The following is an 18,059-nucleotide window of genomic DNA, read 5'->3' as shown; positions in this document are numbered from 1 at the left end:
TGCCAGGCATCAAATAAAACGAAAGGCTCAGTCGAAAGACTGGGCCTTTTGTTTTATCTGTTGTTTGTCGGTGAGCGCTCTCCGGAGTAGGGACAAATCCGCCGGGAGCGGATTTGAACGTTGCGCAGCAACGGCCCGGAGGGTGGCGGGCAGGACGCCCGCCATCATTGCCAGGCATCAAATAAAACGAAAGGCTCAGTCGAAAGACTGGGCCTTTTGTTTTTGTGTTTTGCGGTCAGGCGCGCCGCCATCTTCCCTGGTGGCGCTGCGCTTACCGGGGCTACAGACCCGTAGCCCGGGAAAGGCGCATCGCGCCGCCCCCGGGAAAATGACCATATCAATATAAATGAAAGGCCCAGTCGTGAGACTGGGCCTTTTGTCTTTCTGGCGGCTAAGCCAAAGGGAACGCATCCCGGCTTACGCGTTTGTGGAGAGGTATCACTAACGCGTAAGCGCCACGATTCCTAACGTGAGACCGGCAACCGCTGCGGCCCCACCGGCGATTGCGCCAGCGGTTTCCCAGTTATCCTGAGTTGTGCCTTTTACACAGGTATTGGTATGCACCAGTCGGCCCTGCGAGTCATAGACCGGCACGCACGGGGAATCATGGGCACAGCCAGCAAGCAACGTTGCTAACAATGTCACTAATATTAATTTTTTCATGGTATTACCTCTAAATAACCGTTTGCAGTCAACGATGTCAACACATAACGGAATAGCTTATTTTACCACCGCAATGACCCAGGCCCGGAAGGGGAAATAATCTCAAATTATGAGCAGAGTAAATATCGTGAAGAGAAATGAGAAATAATGAAGAAAATATGTAGAAAGGGATATTTCAATGCGTCAGGCGGGGATGGGAATTAATATTTCTACTAACTTATTGTTCTGATAGATATAAAAAAAGGCGCCGCGTGGCGCCTTGATAATGATAGTCGATTATTCTGCGTGGCGGGTAAAGCGACGCCTTACAACCACAAAGAACACCGGTACGAAGAAGATGGCCAGCAGCGTTGCGGTAAGCATACCGCCCATCACGCCGGTACCGACAGCGTTTTGCGCGCCGCTACCAGCGCCATGGCTAATTACTAACGGCATGACCCCGAGAATAAAGGCTAATGAAGTCATTAATATAGGGCGCAGACGCATACGGGATGCTTCCAGGGTCGCCTCGATAATACCTTTGCCTTCTTTATCCATAAGGTCTTTGGCGAACTCAACAATAAGAATGGCGTTCTTCGCAGATAAACCAATAGTTGTTAACAGGCCAACCTGGAAATAAACGTCATTATTCAATCCTCTAACTGAGGCTGCTAATAATGCGCCGATAACTCCTAATGGCACAACCAGCATAACGGAGAATGGAATAGACCAGCTTTCATAGAGTGCTGCCAGACAGAGGAAGACGACTATCAGCGAAATAGCATATAGCGCTGGCGCCTGGTTACCTGATAAACGTTCCTGATAAGACAAGCCCGTCCAGTCATAACCGATACCTGCAGGCAGTTTACTGGCCAGTTGCTCCATCAAGGCCATGGCTTCCCCGGTACTCTTACCCGGAGCCGCTTCGCCGAGGATTTCCATCGAAGGCAGGCCGTTGTAACGTTCGAGACGCGGAGAACCATATACCCAACGTGAAGTAACAAATGCCGAGAACGGCACCATTTCACCGTTAGAGCTGCGGACATACATGTTATTGATATCACCGGGTAGCATACGGAAACTGGCATCGGCCTGAACATAGACTTTCTTCACGCGGCCGCGGTCAATAAAGTCATTCACATAATAGCCGCCCAGCGCAGCTGATATCGTTTCGTTAATGTCGGATAACGAGACGCCCAGCGCCTGCGCTTTCTCTTGATCGACGTCGAGTTTAAACTGCGGTGTATCTTCAAGGCCATTAGGGCGAACGCGTACCAGCTGTTCCGGATGCTGTTTTACCATCCCCAGAAGCTGGTTTCGTGCCTGAGTTAGCTGTGTGTGTCCTAAGCCACCCTGGTCAATCAGCTCAAAGTCGAAACCGGTCGCGGTACCTAACTCGATGATGGCCGGCATGTTGAACGGGAAGACCATTGCATCTTTAATCTGGCTAAATGCGGCGGTGGCACGCTTAATAATGGCTTCAACGCCGTTTTCCGAACCGCTGCGCTCTTCCCATGGTTTCAAACTGACAAACGCCATACCGGAGTTTTGTCCTTGTCCGCTGAAGCTAAAGCCGTTAACAGTGAACACGCTCTCAACATTAGCTTTCTCTTTCTGTAGATAGTAGTCGCTGACGGAGTCGAGCACCTTTTGCGTACGCTCTTGCGTAGCGCCAGCAGGTAACTGAACCATGGTCAGGAACACGCCCTGGTCTTCATCAGGCAGGAAGGATGTAGGCAAGCGGACAAACAGCATTGCCATGCCGATAACGATCAGCAGATAGATAACCAGGTAGCGCCCGGTGCCGCGCAGGATCCCGCTTACGCTGTTGGTGTAGTGGTTAACGCTTTGGTCGAACCTGGCATTAAACCAGCCGAAGAACCCCTTTTTGCCATGATGGTCTGCGGATGCTGGCTTTAACATGGTTGCGCATAGCGCCGGGGTCAGTACCAGCGCGACCAGTACAGACAGCGCCATCGCGGAAACGATAGTGATGGAGAACTGACGATAAATCGCCCCGGTCGAGCCGCCAAAGAAGGCCATCGGGACGAATACCGCCGAGAGCACCATGGCGATACCAACCAGCGCCCCCTGAATCTGCTCCATTGATTTCTCTGTGGCTTCAACGGGGGAAAGCTTGTCCTCGACCATGACGCGCTCAACGTTCTCTACCACCACGATGGCATCGTCGACCAGTAGCCCTATCGCCAGCACCATGCCAAACATGGTTAGCGTGTTGATGGAGTAGCCGAACATCGCCAGCACCGCAAAAGTACCCAGCAAGACGACCGGCACAGCGATCGTCGGGATAAGCGTTGCGCGAATGTTCTGCAGGAACAGATACATCACGAGGAAGACGAGGATAATGGCTTCAAACAGCGTTTTGACCACTTCGTGAATGGAGATTTTAACGAACGGCGTGGTGTCGTAGGGATAAACAACTTTCATCCCTTGCGGGAAGAAGGGCTGCAGCTCGGCAAGTTTCGCTTTAATCGCCGTAGCGGTATCTAACGCATTGGCGCCGGTCGCCAGCTTGATCCCCAAACCAGAGGCGGGTTTGCCATTAATGCGCGCGACAACGTTATAGTTCTCGCCGCCCAGTTCAATGCGCGCGACATCCTTCAGGCGAACCACGGAACCATCGGCGTTAACCCGCAGCGTGACTTTACCGAATTCCTCAGGATCTTTCAGGCGAGTCTGAGCAATGATCGAGGCATTAAGCTGTTGACCTTTAACCGATGGTGTACCGCCAAGCTGTCCGGCGGCGATCTGATCGTTTTGCACTTTCAGCTGGTTGATAACATCAACCGGCGTGAGGTTATATTTATTCAGCAGGTTGCCGTCGAGCCAGATACGCATGGCATATTGCGCACCGAACAACTGTACATCGCCCACGCCGTTAAGGCGGCTGATAGGGTCTTTGATGTTGGAGGCAACGTAGTCGGAAATATCATCCTGGGTAGTGCTTTGATTATCAGAAATAAATCCGGCAACCAGCAGGAAGCTGCTACTGGATTTCTCAACGCTAATACCTTGCTGCTGTACTTCCTGTGGCAGCAGCGGCGTCGCCAGTTGCAGTTTGTTCTGCACCTGCACCTGGGCGATATCCGGATCGGTGCCGGATTGAAAAGTGAGCGTGATGGTCACGCTACCGGATGAATCACTGGTAGAGGACATGTACATCAGATTATCGATACCATTCATGTTCTGTTCGATAACCTGGGTGACGGTGTCCTGCACGGTTTGCGCATCTGCACCCGGGTAGGTTGCCGAGATGGCTACCGCGGGCGGCGCAATCGTGGGATATTGCGCGATAGGAAGCTGCATGATGGCGAGGCCGCCGGCAATCATCATGATGATCGCCAGCACCCATGCAAACACCGGTCGATGAATGAAGAACTTAGACATAGCGATTCATACCTTATTGTGCGGCGGAGGCAGCGGTATCTTCCGTCGCCTTCACGGTGACGCCTGGGCGAACCTTCTGTAACCCACTAACGATGACTTTGTCGCCGTTTTGCAGGCCGCTGGTGATTAACCATTTATCGCCTATCGCCTGGGCGGCGGTGACTTCTCGGTTTTCCACCTGGTTCTGCGCATTAACGATTAACACAGTGGCATCGCCGCGCGGCGTGCGGGTAACCCCCTGCTGCGGTACCAGAATCGCCTGCGGATTGACGCCTTCATCGATACGGGCGCGGACAAACATGCCCGGCAGAAGAGTGTGTTGCGGATTAGGGAATACCGCGCGCAGCGTAATGGATCCGGTGCTTTCATCGACGGTCACGTCAGAAAATTGCAGCGATCCCTTCAGGGAATAGGGTTGGCCATTTTCCATAATCAGCTGCACGCTTTTACTGTCATCACCGCGCTGCAGGCTTTCCTGTTTCAGGCGCATAAAATCGTTGCTGGATTCGGTTACGTCGACATAGATCGGATCGAGTTGCTGCACCGTCGCCATGGCGTCCGCCTGGCCGTTGGTCACCAGTGCGCCTTCGGTTACGCTGGATTTACCAATCCGCCCGTCGATGGGCGAGGTCACCTTGGTGTAAGCCAGATTGATACGGGCGTTTTCGACCGCGGCCTTAGCCGCCACGACATCGGCATCGGCCTGACGCGCGGTAGCGACGGCCTGATCGTATTCCTGCTGACTGATGTACTGAGTTCCAAGCAGAGGAACATAACGTTTCACCGTCAGATGGGCGATAGCCGCTGCGGCTTCGGCTTTTGCCTCGTCGCCTTTGGCGCTGTTCCAGGCCGCCTGGTAAGTAGCGGGGTCGATTTGATAGAGCGATTCACCGGCCTTGATATCGCTGCCCTCGACAAAGTTGCGTTTCAGGATAATACCGCTGACCTGAGGGCGAACTTCAGCGACACGGAAGGCCGATGTTCTCCCTGGGAGCTCAGTGGTGACGGAAAGCGGTTCACTGTGTACTACATGTACGCTAACCTGCGGCGCCTGAGGTTGTGCCTGCTGGTCGCCTGAATTATCGCAACCGGTAAGCAACAAGGCGGAGATAATTAGGCTGGATAAAAGAGATACTCTGGCATGACTCGTCATTGCTGTTCCTTATAGATTACGGGCCGGATAGGGCGGCGAATCTGCGAAGAAATAATGAATTTTAAAGCGGTTCGTTATCCTACAAATAAACACCGGTGGATGTAAGGAATAGTTATTTTTGGGCAATGAACAAGGCACGCAAAAACAAAAAACAGGCGATTGATTTAGCTCCTCTTCCTTTAATATTTATTTTGTGAATGTATTCTTATTTTATATTTATCGCATGTATTAAATTCTCGTGTAATTAAATGTCAGTATCTGCATTTTTGCTAAATAATATTTTTTATGGAATGCTAAATTGGCTGGTGTATCAGTCAATTCTGTATTCACCGTTAGGTAGCGAGTGGGAAAAGGTTATGGCCAGAAAAACCAAAGAGGACGCCTTAAGAACGCGTCAACTCCTGATTGAGTCCGCCATTCAGCAGTTCGCGCAGCGCGGCGTTACCAATACCACGCTGACCGATATCGCTGACGCCGCGGGCGTCACGCGTGGAGCGGTGTACTGGCATTTTTCCAGCAAGGCGGAGTTATTTAATGAGATGTGGCAGCAGCAGCCGCCGCTCAGAGAGCTACTGCCCCATCAACAGTGGGAGCTGGATAACCAAAATCCGTTAACAGGGTTACGTAAAAAATTTATTACCGGATTACAATATATCGCTGAGAATTCCCGACAGCAGGCACTGCTACAAATTCTTTATCATAAATGCGAGTTTACCAGTGACATGCTGCCGGAAAGCGAAATCCGCAAACGAATTGGCTTCAATTACGCCATAATCCGTGACGTCCTGCAGTGTTGCGTAAGAAATAGATTATTGCCGGCGGAAACAAATATCGAAATTACGTTGATAATATTACACGGCGCTTTTACAGGAATTATCAAAAACTGGTTAATGGATCCTGAACAATTCAATCTCTATCAGCAGGCGCCCGTGCTGGTAGACAATATTATGTCGGCGTTATCGCTGCAACAACCTGACCATAGCGTGTGGTCAATGGCTGCCGTGGGGCAGTAGTTCAGTATAAAAATCAGGTATAAAAAAAGGCGCTTCCCCATGCCGAAGAGCGCCTTTTTAATTCAGCAATTTACTGATTAATATCAGTTCATGCCGTATTTTTTCAGTTTCTTACGCAGAGTACCGCGGTTGATACCCATCATCAGGGCAGCGCGGGTCTGGTTACCACGGGTGTATTGCATCACCATGTCCAACAGTGGCTGTTCAACTTCAGCCAATACCAGCTCATACAGATCATTAACATCCTGACCATTCAGTTGAGCAAAATAGTTCTTCAGTGCCTGTTTAACCGAGTCACGCAGGGGCTTTTGAGTTACCTGATCCTGAGAGTTAACGGTAGAAACGGTCAGTACGTCAGAATTTACGCGTTGTTCGAACATAGTTCTGTCAGCTCTTTATTTCTATTACGCAAAATTTTCGAAGTATGCCTCCAACGCCTCCAGCTGTTCGCTGGCATCCTCAATGGCGTTGAATGTGCGCCGAAACTGGTCATTTGGAGCATGCTCCTGGAGATACCAGGAGACGTGTTTACGCGCGATTCGGTACCCTTTTGCCTGACCGTAAAAGTCATGCAGTTCCCGAACGTGCGCGCAAAGCAAGCGCTTAACCTCTGCCAACGGCAGGGGGGGCAGCAACTCCCCAGTGTCCAGATAATGCTGGATTTCCCGAAAGATCCAGGGTCTTCCCTGAGCCGCACGGCCTATCATGAGAGCGTCAGCCCCCGTGTAGTCGAGCACGGCTCTGGCTTTAAGCGGGTCAGTAATGTCGCCATTCGCGATAATCGGAATGGAAACTTTCTGCTTAACTGCCCGAATACTGTCGTATTCAGCTTCTCCGTTAAACAAGCAGGCGCGAGTGCGTCCGTGAATAGTCAGAGCCTGAATGCCACATTCTTCAGCCAGTTGGGCAATCTCTACACAGTTACGGTGTTCCGGTTCCCAACCGGTGCGAATCTTGAGAGTCACCGGAACGTCCACTGCCTTGACGACCGCGGTCAGGATTGACTTCACCTGATCGGGATACTGCAAGAGGGCTGAACCAGCAAGCTTACGATTCACCTTTTTAGCCGGGCACCCCATATTGATATCAATAATCTGGGCGCCGCTTTCCACGTTAATACGGGCGGCTGCGGCCATCTCTTCCGGTACGCTACCGGCGATTTGCACGGTACGAATACCGGGCTCATCAATGTGCACCATCCGTAACCGGGACTTGTCGCTCTCCCATACCTGCGGGTTGGAGGACATCATCTCGGAGACGGTTAAACCTGCTCCCATCTCGTAACACAGCGTCCTGAATGGTCTGTCAGTGATGCCAGCCATAGGTGCTGCGATCAGGCGATTTCTGAGCTGGTGGTGTCCGATGCGCATGAGTTAAGAAATGACCATACTGTGACTGCAAGGCGGCGTATATTACGCATTTTTTGCGCGAGATGAAAGGCCAAACTTTGACCAATCCTCTGTTACAGATCAATGAATCCAGGAGTAACGTAATAGCCATGAATAAATTATCATATTAATCATTGTGTTATTAGCAATGGGATAATTTGTGTCCAATTATAAAATCACAAAACTTCTCGATTTTTCTGAGACGAAGGCGATACGAGACGGGATAAAACGCTGTTTTTGTAGCCAAAAAAGGGCATCGTAATGCGATCCGGCTCTCATTTCCTGGCAATATTCGGCGGTTACTGGAAACAAAAATGCGGCCCGTAGGCCGCAGCTTACTTAGTTCTTCTGTCCGGTAATTCGGCACCACTCCTCTTTCTCCACCACCGGGTCGAGGGTGAAGAGCGGGGCGTAGGCTTCGCAGACGCTTTCCGCCTGGCTTGCCAGGATTCCGGAAAGGCCAAGCAGGCCGCCTGTAACCGGCAGGACGCTGATTAAAGGGGCCAGCTCACGCAACGGGCCTGCCAGGATGTTTGCGACCACCACATCGGCTTTCATGGCTTCTGGCTGATCCTGCGGCAAATACAGTTCAAGGCGTTCGGAGACGCCGTTACGCTGGGCGTTATCACGGCTGGCCTGAATGGCCTGCGGATCGATATCAATACCGATAGCTTTGGCGGCGCCCAGCTTCAGCGCGGCGATCGCCAGGATGCCGGAACCGCAGCCAAAATCGATAACCGTTTTGCCCTGCAGGTCAAGGCCGTCGAGCCATTGCAGACACATCGCGGTCGTTGGGTGAGTGCCGGTACCAAAGGCCAGTCCTGGATCAAGCATCACATTGACTGCATTCTCATCAGGAACATCGCGCCAGCTCGGGCAAATCCACAGGCGTTCGCCGAAACGCATCGGGTGGAAGTTATCCATCCACTCGCGTTCCCAGTCTTTATCTTCCAGTTGTTCAATTTTATGCGCGAAGCCGGCGCCGAGCAGCGGATGCTGCTCAAGGATAGCAACCGCTTCGTTCATGTCGCTTTCTGCGTCGAACAGACCGATAACGTCGGTATCGCCCCACAAACGGGTTTCACCCGGCAGCGGTTCGAACACCGGCGTGTCGTGGGTGTCCTGGAAGGTAATCGAGACCGCGCCGGCCTCCATCAGCGCGTCGCTCAGTTCTTCCGCGTGAGCGCCGGTCGTATTCAGTTTTAGTTGGATCCAAGGCATGGCAAAACTCTTTATTTATCAGTAGTCATAATAGGGGCTGGTGGTACGGGTTGACCGAAGCGGTTCCCGACGACAAAAGCCAACAAACTTAGCAGCAGCGAGGGCACGATAGGGTGGAAGCCCAGGTACTGAATGTTAAACGTCGCGAGCACGGCATACAGTATGCCGCCCACTAACATCGCGCTGAGCGCGCCGGCAGCGTTTGCCCGCTCCCAGTAAAGGCCCAATACCAGCGGCCATAAGAACACGGCTTCCAGGCCGCCAAAGGCCAGCAGATTAAGCCAGATAATCATTTCCGGCGGCCGCCAGGCGGCCAGCATCATAAGTATGCCGAGCACTAAGGTGGCGATCGTTGAGATCCGCTTCAGCTTCTGCTCGTTACGCTTTTTCGTCGGCTGAGCGCTGAGCCACAGATCTTTAATGATCGTAGCCGATGCCTGCAGTAAATGGGCGTTAACGTTAGACATAATCGCGGCCATCGGCGCCGCTAAAAACAGCCCTGCGGCCCACGGCGGCAGCACCTGAACCATCAACGTCGGGATCACCTGATCGGGCACGGTGAGGCCCGGCAGGACGGCGCGGCCAAGAGCGCCGGCGAGATGCATACCGAACATCAGAATCGCCACGACGATGGTGCCAATAACGATCCCGCGGTGTACGGCCTTGCTGTCTTTATAGGAGATACAGCGTACGGCGGTATGCGGCAAGCCGATGACGCCGAAACAGACCAGCACCCAGAACGAGGTCATAAAGGTTGGCGTGAGGATATCATCGGCGCCGTGGGGCGACACCAGCTGCGGGTCGATTTGCTGCAGTGTTTCTACCGCCTGATGCAGGCCGCCGGCTGCATGCACTACACCAACCAGCAGGACGATCGTTCCGATCAACATCACCATCCCTTGCATGGTATCGTTGAGTACGCTGGCGCGGAAACCGCCAAAAGCGGTGTAGAGCGCAATTGTGATACCAAATATCAATAGTCCTGTTTCGTACTTGATCCCGGCGGCGGTTTCCAGCAGGCGCGCGCCGCCGATAAACTGCACCGCGATGGCCCCAACAAAGGCCACCAGCAAGCTGACGCTGGCAATCCATACTACCGCGCGGCTTTGGTAGCGCGCCTGCAGCATATCGTTAAGGGTAATGGCATTGTAGCGGCGCGCCAGGATCGCGAACTTCTTGCCGAGGATCCCGAGAGAGAGCCAGATCGTCGGTACCTGGATCATCGCCAGCAGAACCCAGCCCAGCCCATATTTGTAGGCGGCGCCAGGGCCGCCGATAAACGAGCTGGCGCTAATATAGGTGGCGGTGAGGGTCATGGCTAATACAAAGCCGCCCATCGATCGGCTGCCGAGGAAATACTCGCTCAGAAAGTTCCCGGTACTGCGTTTACGCATCGCGTAAAGAGACAGCCCGAAAACGACAAACAGATAAGCGATCAGCACCACGATAATCTCAAGCTGCATCGTTATCCTCCAGAGAGATATCGCGGAAGATAAAGCGCACCATCGCCCAGCACAGCAGGACGAACAGCAGCGGCACCAGCAGGCAGGCCAGTTCGAACCAGTGCGGCAGGCCGGTAAAGCCGATACCGACGCCAGGTAGATACGCCGCAGCCAGCCAGGCGGCAAGATAGAGAAGGGTCAGCCACAGCGCCCAGCGCGCTTCTTTATGGGCCTGAACAAATCTTTTGTCCATTTTTTGTCCCTTGAGGATGAAGAAAGCGGGGATTGTACCGCATGGAAAAGTCGAGGGGAGAGAAAAAGAAAAAAGGCCGGATTATCCGGCCTTTTGCAGCGAGTACAGGATTATTTTTCCTGCAGTCCGAGTTTTTTCTCCAGATAGTGGATATTGGTGCCACCATGCTGGAAGTTCTCGTCGCTCATAATGCGCATCTGCAGCTCAACGTTGGTTTTGATGCCATCGATGATCAATTCCTGCAGCGCGTTCTTCATGCGGGCAATCGCCACATCACGGCTTTCGCCGTAGCAGATCAGTTTACCGATCATTGAGTCATAGTACGGCGGTACGGTGTAACCGGCGTAGATATGAGACTCCCAGCGCACGCCAAAACCGCCCGGCGCGTGGAAGCGGGTAATTTTACCCGGGCTCGGCAGGAAGGTATTCGGGTCTTCAGCGTTGATACGGCATTCCACCGCATGACCGCGAACCTGCACTTCTTCTTGCTTGATAGACAGCGGCTGACCCGCCGCGATGCGCAGCTGTTCTTTGATCAGGTCAACGCCGGTGATCATTTCGGTAACCGGATGTTCTACCTGAATACGGGTGTTCATCTCAATGAAGTAGAACTCGCCGTTTTCAAACAGGAACTCAAAGGTACCCGCTCCGCGATAGCCGATATCCACACAGGCTTTCGCGCAACGTTCGCCGATGTAGCGACGCAGTTCCGGGGTAATGCCTGGCGCCGGCGCTTCTTCGACGACTTTCTGGTGACGACGCTGCATGGAGCAGTCGCGTTCCGCCAGATAGATAGCGTTGCCCTGGCCGTCCGCCAGCACCTGAATCTCGATGTGACGAGGATTTTCCAGGTACTTCTCCATATAGACCATGTCGTTGTTGAAAGCCGCTTTCGCTTCCGCTTTGGTCATGGAGATGGATTGCGCCAGTTCAGCGTCGCTGCGCACGACGCGCATGCCGCGACCGCCGCCGCCGCCGGAGGCTTTGATGATAACCGGGTAGCCGATGCGTTTGGCATGCGCGCGGTTAGCGTCCATGTCGTCGCCCAGCGGGCCATCAGAACCTGGAACGGTCGGAACGCCAGCTTTCTTCATTGCGGTGATGGCGGACACTTTGTCGCCCATCAGGCGGATAGTGTCGGCTTTCGGGCCGATGAAGATGAAACCGGAGCGCTCAACCTGCTCGGCAAAGTTAGCGTTCTCGGAAAGGAAACCGTAACCCGGGTGAATCGCTACCGCGCCGGTGATTTCCGCCGCGCTGATGATAGCCGGGATGTTCAGATAGCTTTTTACGGACGGAGCCGGGCCGATGCAGACCGTCTCATCCGCTAATAATACGTGTTTTAAATCGCGATCCGCGGTGGAGTGCACAGCAACGGTCTTGATGCCCAGTTCTTTACAGGCACGCAGGATGCGCAGTGCGATCTCGCCACGGTTAGCGATGACAATTTTATCCAGCATGTTCGCCTCGTTACTCGATGACAACCAGCGGCTCGTCGAATTCTACAGGTTGGCCGCTTTCGATCAGAATGGCTTTAACCACGCCGGCTTTGTCGGCTTCGATCTGGTTCATCATTTTCATCGCTTCTACGATGCACAGGGTGTCGCCCACGTTAACTTTCTGACCGACTTCCACAAAGGCTTTCGCGTCCGGGCTCGGGGTGCGGTAGAAAGTACCGACCATCGGGGAACGTACGATGTGACCACTGATTTCCGCTTTCGCTTCAGCGGCAGGTGCTGCTGCCGGCGCTGCGGCGGCTGGCGCCTGAGGCTGGGCGATTGGCGCAGCATAGGCTTGCTGCATTACCGGATAGCTAGCAGCCGGCGCTGCACGGCTGATGCGTACAGACTCTTCGCCTTCAGAAATTTCCAGTTCGGAGATGCCTGATTCTTCAACCAGCTCGATCAGTTTTTTAATCTTACGAATATCCATGAGTGGGTTCCGTACTCTTTGTTTAGTGTGTTTGTGACAGGCGTTTTACCGCCGTCTGTAAAGCGTATGAATAGCCGTCCGCACCTAATCCGCAGATCACGCCCGAGGCGACATCAGACAGATACGAGTGGTGACGGAACGGCTCGCGCGCATGCACGTTGCTCAGGTGGATCTCGATAAACGGGATACTCACGGCAAGCAGCGCGTCGCGGATGGCCACGCTGGTATGCGTAAACGCGGCCGGATTGATCAGGATATAGTCCACAGAGTCTTTAGCCTGATGAATTCGGTCGATGAGCGCGAACTCCGCATTGGATTGCAGGTGGTCGAGCGTCACGTTTAGCGCTTCCGCTTCTGCGGTTAAACGGTTAACAATTTCTGCCAGCGTTAGCGAACCATACTTCTCGGGTTCACGGCTGCCGAGCATATTAAGGTTTGGTCCGTTCAAAAGCAAAATGCGAAACTTGTCAGCCATTGTGCAGCTATCTCCTGCTAACCTCGGGTAAAAGACAAAATATACCTTCGATACGCGCTTGTCACCTTTTCAGGGTTCGAAAACCCCTTCAGGAAAACCAAAGTCGCACATTATAACGATTTCGTAGCAATTGGCAGCTAAATACTGGTCTTATCAGGGAAGATTATCAACCGCTATCGTAAAAAGAGTCGCGGTTGATAAACGTTATGCGGGGAACTGCACATATCCGGAGATTAGCGCCACCACTGGCGAAACTTCTTGTAGCGGCTGGCTAAAAGTACCGTTGCCAGCCCGGCATAAATCAGCGGCTGCGGCGATATAATCTTCACCGACCACAGATAATGTGTAGGGGCGAGGATCGCCACCAGATAGACGAAGTTGTGCAATGTTTGCCAACGACGGCCTAATTTTCGTTGCATGTACTGGGTTGACGTCGCCGCCAGCGCCAGTAAAACCAGCCAACTGATTAAACCAAGCGTGAGATACGGACGGTTGATTATCTCGGAACCGAGTAGCGCCAGATTGTTAATGCCGAGCTCCAGCAGCGTATAGCTGGTGAGGTGCAACGTGGCCCAGGCAAAGCACCATAACCCTAATAACCGGCGGGTGCGTATCAATAATGGCTGTTTAGCGTAGCGCGCCAGCGGCGTAATAAGCAAGGTGGCGAGCAAAAACTTCAGCGCCATCCGTCCGGTAAAATGCTGGATATCCTTTGCCGGATCGGCGCTGAAATAGCCCTGATGTCCGGCCCAGAACAGCCAGACCAGCGGTAAAAAACCGGCTAAATGCAGCGCAACTTTCAGCCAACCTATCTGTTGAACGCTCAGACGCACTAGAAATTCTCCCGTAAGTTAAGCCCGCGATACAGCGAGGCGACTTCCTCGGCATAGCCATTAAACAGCAACGTTGGCTGGCGTTTTACGTCGAGTACGCCGCCGGCGCCGATAAACCGCTCACTGGCCTGCGACCAGCGCGGATGATCGACGTGCGGGTTCACATTGGCATAGAAACCGTATTCATCCGGCGCCGCCAGATTCCAGGTGGTCGGCGGCCGCTCGCGGGTTAATTCGATGCTCACGATAGATTTAATCCCTTTAAAGCCGTACTTCCACGGCACGGTCAGGCGGATGGGGGCGCCGTTTTGCGGCGGCAACGCTTTCCCATAGACGCCAACGCTCATCAGCGTGAGCGGGTGCATCGCTTCATCAAGGCGCAACCCTTCGACATAGGGATAGGCCAGGCCGCCGCCGATGAAGCGATCTTTTTGTCCAGGCATTTGTTCTGGCGCATACAGCGTTTTGAAAGCGACGTAGCGGGCGTTGCTGGTGGGCTCCACCAGCGCGAGCAGTTTATGCAGCGGGAAGCCGACCCACGGCACGACCATCGACCACGCCTCCACGCAGCGCATCCGATAAATACGCTCTTCCAGCGGGAAACGACGGGTCAGATCGTCGTGATCGAGCGTTAGGGGTTTGGCGACTTCGCCGCCGATGGTAAGCGTCCAGGGGTCAGTGCGCAGGCTGCCTGCGTTAGCGGCCGGATCGGCTTTATCGAGGCCGAATTCATAAAAGTTGTTGTAGCCGGCGACTTTATCTTCCGGGGTGAGGGCGAGCTTACTTTGCCATGCTGCGGGTTTATCAAAGGTCAGCGCCTTTCCGGCAGGCGCCGGCGGGCGATCGTGGCCTTTAAACCAATCGAGCAGGTCGGCATGGGCCTTCGTTGAGAGCGACATCGCCGTCGCGCCGATACCGAGCATTTTCAGCACCTGGCGGCGCTGCAGGTTAAATACCGATTCCGCCGTTACGTCGGCTTCCGTCAGTTTTCTGGTTTTCATGGCGTCCTCCGTCATACTTTTTCCTAAGCATGACGGAGGCGCAGCGCGATCGCGAATATGTCACGAAAAATTGCAGATTAGCCGATTTTGACCAGCGTACGTCCCTGGATCTGGTTGTTCATGATTTTGTCGGCGAAGGCCGGGGCATCGGCCAGGGTGATTTCGGTCGCGCTTTGCGCGTAAAAAGACTCGGGCAGATCGCGCACCAGCCGGCGCCAGGCTTCTGCGCGGCGCGCAGGTGGGGTCATTACCGAATCGACGCCCTGCAGGCGTACGTTGCGCAGGATAAACGGCATCACGGTGGTCGGCAGCGCGAAACCGCCCGCCAGGCCGCAGGCCGCGACGCAGCCGCCGTAGTTCATCTGCGCCAGTACTTTAGCCAGCACTTTATCGCCGACGGTATCGATAGCGCCCGCCCAGATTTGTTTTTCCAGCGGACGGCTCTCAGCGAACTCGTCGCGGCCCAAAATACGCTGCGCGCCGAGGCTTTTCAGATAGTCATGGGTGCTTTCGCGCCCGGAAACCGCCGCCACCTGATAACCCAGATGATGCAGCAGAGCGACTGCCGTGCTGCCGACGCCGCCGCTGGCGCCTGTTACGACGATCTCGCCATCCTGCGGACGCACGCCGGCGTCTTCCAACGCCATCACGCATAGCATGGCGGTAAAACCTGCGGTACCGATCGCCATCGCTTTGCGTCCGTCGAGACCTTCAGGCATGGCCACCAGCCATTCGCCTTTGACGCGGGCGCGCTCGGCCAGGCCGCCCCAGTGATTTTCTCCCACGCCCCAACCGGTGAGTAATACCTGCTGGCCAACGTGAAAACGCGGATCTTCGCTGGCGTGGACGATACCGGCAAAATCGATACCAGGAATCATCGGAAAGTTGCGGATAATTTTTCCTTTGCCGGTAATGGCCAACGCATCTTTATAATTGAGGCTCGACCAGTGAATATCGACAGTCACATCGCCTGGCGGCAACAGGTTGGCATCGATGTTTTGCACCGAGGAAAGGGTTTTGCCATCCTGCTGTTCTAAAATTAATGCCTGCATATGTGGTTCCTCGCGGTTTGAAGATTGGAAAAATTATTCTGCAGACTATACTCGCTAACGGCATTATTACGTGGATGTAACGCAATAAATTGCCAGATACGCCAGCTTTGGTAGTATGCGTCGCTTCAGAAAGTTAGTACTTACTTAAGAAAAAGTCTCAAAAGGGGCCCGAATGCCCATCGGGTAGTTATTCACACGCGGAGTTAACACAGGGATGCGATTAACGACGAAATTCTCAGCATTTGTTACGCTGCTCACCAGCCTGACGATTTTTGTCACGCTGATCGGCGCGTCGCTGAGCTTTTACAACGGCATTCAGATTAAGGTTGAGAATCGCGTACAGGCGGTGGCGACGATGCTGGATAGCCGCCTGGTGACCACCTCTTTTGAGAAGCTCGAACCGCAAATGGACGAGCTGCTCACGCCGGTAGAAGTCGAACATATTGATTTTCTGCTCAACGGCAAATCGCTTTACAGCCATACCCGCGGTGATAGTTACCGTCCGCTGGGCAGTAACAATCAGTATCGTGAAATGACGGTCCCCTCGCTCAAACATCCCGGAATCTCGATTCGTCTGGTCTACATGGACCCGATGGTCAATTACTTCCGCTCGCTTCACGTCACCGCGCCGCTCTCCTTCGCCATCGGCTTCATGGTGCTGATTATCTTCTTTTCGATTCGCTGGATCCGCCGCCAGCTGGCGGGGCAAGAACTACTGGAGCTGCGCGCGCGACGCATTCTCAGCGGCGAGCGCGGGCCGCAGGTGCGCGGTTCGGTTCATGAATGGCCGGCCAGTACCAGCAGCGCGCTGGATATGCTGCTCTCGGAGCTGCAGTTCGCCAGCGATCAGCGCAGCCGCATGGATACCCTGATTCGCTCCTACGCCGCCCAGGATTCCAAAACCGGCCTTAACAACCGCCTGTTCTTTGATAATCAACTGGCGACGCTGCTGGACGATCAGGAAAAAGTGGGGGCGCACGGTATCGTGATGATGATTCGCCTGCCGGAGTTTGATCTGCTGCGCGACAACTGGGGACGGGCGGCGGCGGAAGAGCATTACTTCACGCTAATTAATCTGCTGTCTACTTTTATTATGCGTTATCCCGGCTCGCTACTGGCGCGCTATCACCGTAGCGATTTCGCCGTCTTATTGCCGCATCGCACTCTTAAAGAGGCCGATAGTATCGCCGGGCAGTTACTGAAGGCGATGGATGCGCTGCCGTCAACGCGGGTGCTGGATAAAGACGACACGATGCATATCGGCATCTGCGCCTTCCGCAGCGGCCAGTCCACCTCTCAGGTGATGGAACACGCCGAAGCCGCCACCCGCAACGCCGTGCTGCAGGGGAGTAATAGCTGGGCGGTTTACGATGATTCGCTGCCGGAGAAGGGGCGCGGTAACGTGCGCTGGCGAACGCTTATCGAGCAGATGCTCAGCCGCGGCGGCCCGCGCTTATATCAGAAACCGGCGGTCATGCGCGATGGGCGGGTACATCATCGCGAGCTCATGTGCCGCATCTATGACGGTAAAGAAGAGGTGATTGCCGCCGAGTATATGCCAATGGTGCAGCAGTTTGGCTTAGCGGAAGAGTACGATCGCCTACAGATTACGCGTTTGCTGCCGTTATTAAGTTATTGGCCTGATCAAACGCTGGCCCTGCAGGTGACCGTGGAGTCGCTGATTCGCCCGCGTTTCCAGCGCTGGCTGCGCGATACCATGATGCAGTGCGAAAAATCACAACGTCGGCGGATTATTTTTGAACTTGCAGAGGCGGATGTTTGTCAATATATCGGCCGTTTACACCCCGTTATGCGGTTGATAAACGCGCTGGGCATTCGCGTCGCCGTGGTTCAGGCCGGGTTGACGCTGGTTGGCACCAGTTGGATCAAGCAGCTGGACGTAGAAGTGATCAAGCTGCATCAAGGGCTATCGCGCAATATTGAAAAACGCAGCGAGAACCAGTTACTGGTTCAAAGTCTGGTGGAAGCCTGTAAAGGGATGCCGGTACAGGTTTTTGCGACGGGAGTACGCAGTCGCAGCGAGTGGCAGGTGCTGTCGCAATGCGGCGTGACCGGCGGTCAGGGGGAATTTTTTGCCGCCTCACAGCCACTTGACACAAATGTGAAAAAATATTCGCAAAGATACTCGGTTTGATCTGCCGTTTGGCGTGATTTCACGTAGAATAACGCGCGCCATAGTAAAGGGGGTGTGCTTGTCTACCCGCCGGAATGTCGCAACTTACGCA

At 54.0% G+C, this 18,059-nt stretch carries 15 protein-coding genes and 1 pseudogene; 2 read left to right on the top strand and 14 right to left on the bottom strand.

Annotated elements, in window-relative coordinates:
* Nucleotides 1–441 precede the first annotated feature (441 nt).
* From ABLU78_RS13525 to ABLU78_RS13515, 3 genes are all read right to left on the bottom strand, one after another.
* Nucleotides 442–663 (bottom strand): hypothetical protein, encoded by a 222-nt coding sequence (locus tag ABLU78_RS13525; protein ID WP_015369447.1) that lies wholly within the window; start codon nucleotides 661–663, stop codon nucleotides 442–444.
* Between the two features lie 276 nt (nucleotides 664–939).
* On the bottom strand, nucleotides 940–4,050 hold the full coding sequence (locus ABLU78_RS13520; RefSeq protein WP_015369448.1) for an efflux RND transporter permease subunit: 3,111 nt from the start codon (nucleotides 4,048–4,050) through the stop codon (nucleotides 940–942).
* 13 nt (nucleotides 4,051–4,063) lie between these two features.
* Nucleotides 4,064–5,203 (bottom strand): efflux RND transporter periplasmic adaptor subunit, encoded by a 1,140-nt coding sequence (locus ABLU78_RS13515; protein ID WP_048229565.1) that lies wholly within the window; start codon nucleotides 5,201–5,203, stop codon nucleotides 4,064–4,066.
* A gap of 356 nt (nucleotides 5,204–5,559) precedes the next feature.
* Between ABLU78_RS13515 and envR the strand changes: the two genes are divergently transcribed.
* Nucleotides 5,560–6,216, top strand: coding sequence for an acrEF/envCD operon transcriptional regulator (gene envR / locus ABLU78_RS13510; protein ID WP_032709256.1), 657 nt, complete (start codon nucleotides 5,560–5,562; stop codon nucleotides 6,214–6,216).
* A gap of 83 nt (nucleotides 6,217–6,299) precedes the next feature.
* On the opposite strand, the gene fis is transcribed toward envR, so the two are convergent.
* The 11 genes and pseudogenes from fis to ABLU78_RS13455 form a co-directional block, all read right to left on the bottom strand.
* Complete coding sequence (gene fis, locus ABLU78_RS13505; RefSeq protein WP_000462905.1) at nucleotides 6,300–6,596, bottom strand: DNA-binding transcriptional regulator Fis; 297 nt, start codon at nucleotides 6,594–6,596, stop codon at nucleotides 6,300–6,302.
* Nucleotides 6,578–7,586, bottom strand: a pseudogene (gene dusB, locus ABLU78_RS13500) (tRNA dihydrouridine synthase DusB). Before dusB ends, fis begins: the two are co-directional and overlap by 19 nt.
* Before the next feature lie 357 nt (nucleotides 7,587–7,943).
* Nucleotides 7,944–8,825 (bottom strand): 50S ribosomal protein L11 methyltransferase, encoded by an 882-nt coding sequence (gene prmA, locus ABLU78_RS13495; RefSeq protein WP_015703628.1) that lies wholly within the window; start codon nucleotides 8,823–8,825, stop codon nucleotides 7,944–7,946.
* Nucleotides 8,826–8,836: 11 nt separating this feature from the next.
* The gene (panF, locus tag ABLU78_RS13490) at nucleotides 8,837–10,288 is read right to left on the bottom strand and encodes a sodium/pantothenate symporter (RefSeq protein WP_015369453.1); all 1,452 of its coding nucleotides are present in this window, start codon (nucleotides 10,286–10,288) and stop codon (nucleotides 8,837–8,839) included.
* Complete coding sequence (locus ABLU78_RS13485) at nucleotides 10,278–10,520, bottom strand: DUF997 family protein (RefSeq protein ID WP_015369454.1); 243 nt, start codon at nucleotides 10,518–10,520, stop codon at nucleotides 10,278–10,280. The genes panF and ABLU78_RS13485 overlap by 11 nt, the downstream gene beginning before the upstream one ends.
* 110 nt (nucleotides 10,521–10,630) lie before the next feature.
* Complete coding sequence (gene accC / locus ABLU78_RS13480) at nucleotides 10,631–11,980, bottom strand: acetyl-CoA carboxylase biotin carboxylase subunit (protein WP_015369455.1); 1,350 nt, start codon at nucleotides 11,978–11,980, stop codon at nucleotides 10,631–10,633.
* A gap of 10 nt (nucleotides 11,981–11,990) precedes the next feature.
* Nucleotides 11,991–12,452, bottom strand: coding sequence for an acetyl-CoA carboxylase biotin carboxyl carrier protein (gene accB, locus ABLU78_RS13475; RefSeq protein WP_015369456.1), 462 nt, complete (start codon nucleotides 12,450–12,452; stop codon nucleotides 11,991–11,993).
* 22 nt (nucleotides 12,453–12,474) lie between these two features.
* Nucleotides 12,475–12,927 carry a type II 3-dehydroquinate dehydratase gene (gene aroQ / locus ABLU78_RS13470; RefSeq protein WP_015369457.1) on the bottom strand — a complete coding sequence of 151 codons (453 nt, stop codon included), beginning with the start codon at nucleotides 12,925–12,927 and terminating at the stop codon, nucleotides 12,475–12,477.
* Between the two features lie 233 nt (nucleotides 12,928–13,160).
* Entirely contained in the window at nucleotides 13,161–13,760 is a 600-nt protein-coding gene (gene msrQ, locus ABLU78_RS13465) for a protein-methionine-sulfoxide reductase heme-binding subunit MsrQ (protein WP_045389651.1), read from the bottom strand.
* A complete protein-coding gene (gene msrP / locus ABLU78_RS13460) occupies nucleotides 13,760–14,761 on the bottom strand; it encodes a protein-methionine-sulfoxide reductase catalytic subunit MsrP (protein ID WP_015369459.1) in 1,002 nt (333 codons plus the stop codon). Before msrP ends, msrQ begins: the two co-directional genes overlap by 1 nt.
* Nucleotides 14,762–14,838: 77 nt before the next feature.
* Nucleotides 14,839–15,813 (bottom strand): MDR family oxidoreductase, encoded by a 975-nt coding sequence (locus tag ABLU78_RS13455; protein ID WP_045389654.1) that lies wholly within the window; start codon nucleotides 15,811–15,813, stop codon nucleotides 14,839–14,841.
* A 214-nt stretch (nucleotides 15,814–16,027) separates the two neighbouring features.
* On the opposite strand from ABLU78_RS13455, the gene csrD reads away from it, so the two are divergent.
* On the top strand, nucleotides 16,028–17,968 hold the full coding sequence (gene csrD, locus ABLU78_RS13450; protein WP_015369461.1) for an RNase E specificity factor CsrD: 1,941 nt from the start codon (nucleotides 16,028–16,030) through the stop codon (nucleotides 17,966–17,968).
* Nucleotides 17,969–18,059: the final 91 nt, after the last annotated feature.

The sequence above is a fragment of the Klebsiella sp. JN_Kp122 genome (assembly GCF_040062085.1).
Lineage (GTDB): Bacteria > Pseudomonadota > Gammaproteobacteria > Enterobacterales > Enterobacteriaceae > Klebsiella > Klebsiella aerogenes.
This window is presented reverse-complemented; position numbering and strand designations above follow the sequence as displayed.

Excerpts from the sequence above, each read along its gene's own strand:
- ABLU78_RS13525 (WP_015369447.1), bottom strand. The coding sequence starts at position 663 with ATGAAAAAATTAATATTAGTGACATTGTTAGCAACGTTGCTTGCTGGC.
- ABLU78_RS13520 (WP_015369448.1), bottom strand. The coding sequence starts at position 4,050 with ATGTCTAAGTTCTTCATTCATCGACCGGTGTTTGCATGGGTGCTGGCG.
- ABLU78_RS13515 (WP_048229565.1), bottom strand. The coding sequence starts at position 5,203 with ATGACGAGTCATGCCAGAGTATCTCTTTTATCCAGCCTAATTATCTCC.
- envR (WP_032709256.1), top strand. The coding sequence starts at position 5,560 with ATGGCCAGAAAAACCAAAGAGGACGCCTTAAGAACGCGTCAACTCCTG.
- fis (WP_000462905.1), bottom strand. The coding sequence starts at position 6,596 with ATGTTCGAACAACGCGTAAATTCTGACGTACTGACCGTTTCTACCGTT.
- prmA (WP_015703628.1), bottom strand. The coding sequence starts at position 8,825 with ATGCCTTGGATCCAACTAAAACTGAATACGACCGGCGCTCACGCGGAA.
- panF (WP_015369453.1), bottom strand. The coding sequence starts at position 10,288 with ATGCAGCTTGAGATTATCGTGGTGCTGATCGCTTATCTGTTTGTCGTT.
- ABLU78_RS13485 (WP_015369454.1), bottom strand. The coding sequence starts at position 10,520 with ATGGACAAAAGATTTGTTCAGGCCCATAAAGAAGCGCGCTGGGCGCTG.
- accC (WP_015369455.1), bottom strand. The coding sequence starts at position 11,980 with ATGCTGGATAAAATTGTCATCGCTAACCGTGGCGAGATCGCACTGCGC.
- accB (WP_015369456.1), bottom strand. The coding sequence starts at position 12,452 with ATGGATATTCGTAAGATTAAAAAACTGATCGAGCTGGTTGAAGAATCA.
- aroQ (WP_015369457.1), bottom strand. The coding sequence starts at position 12,927 with ATGGCTGACAAGTTTCGCATTTTGCTTTTGAACGGACCAAACCTTAAT.
- msrP (WP_015369459.1), bottom strand. The coding sequence starts at position 14,761 with ATGAAAACCAGAAAACTGACGGAAGCCGACGTAACGGCGGAATCGGTA.
- ABLU78_RS13455 (WP_045389654.1), bottom strand. The coding sequence starts at position 15,813 with ATGCAGGCATTAATTTTAGAACAGCAGGATGGCAAAACCCTTTCCTCG.
- csrD (WP_015369461.1), top strand. The coding sequence starts at position 16,028 with ATGCGATTAACGACGAAATTCTCAGCATTTGTTACGCTGCTCACCAGC.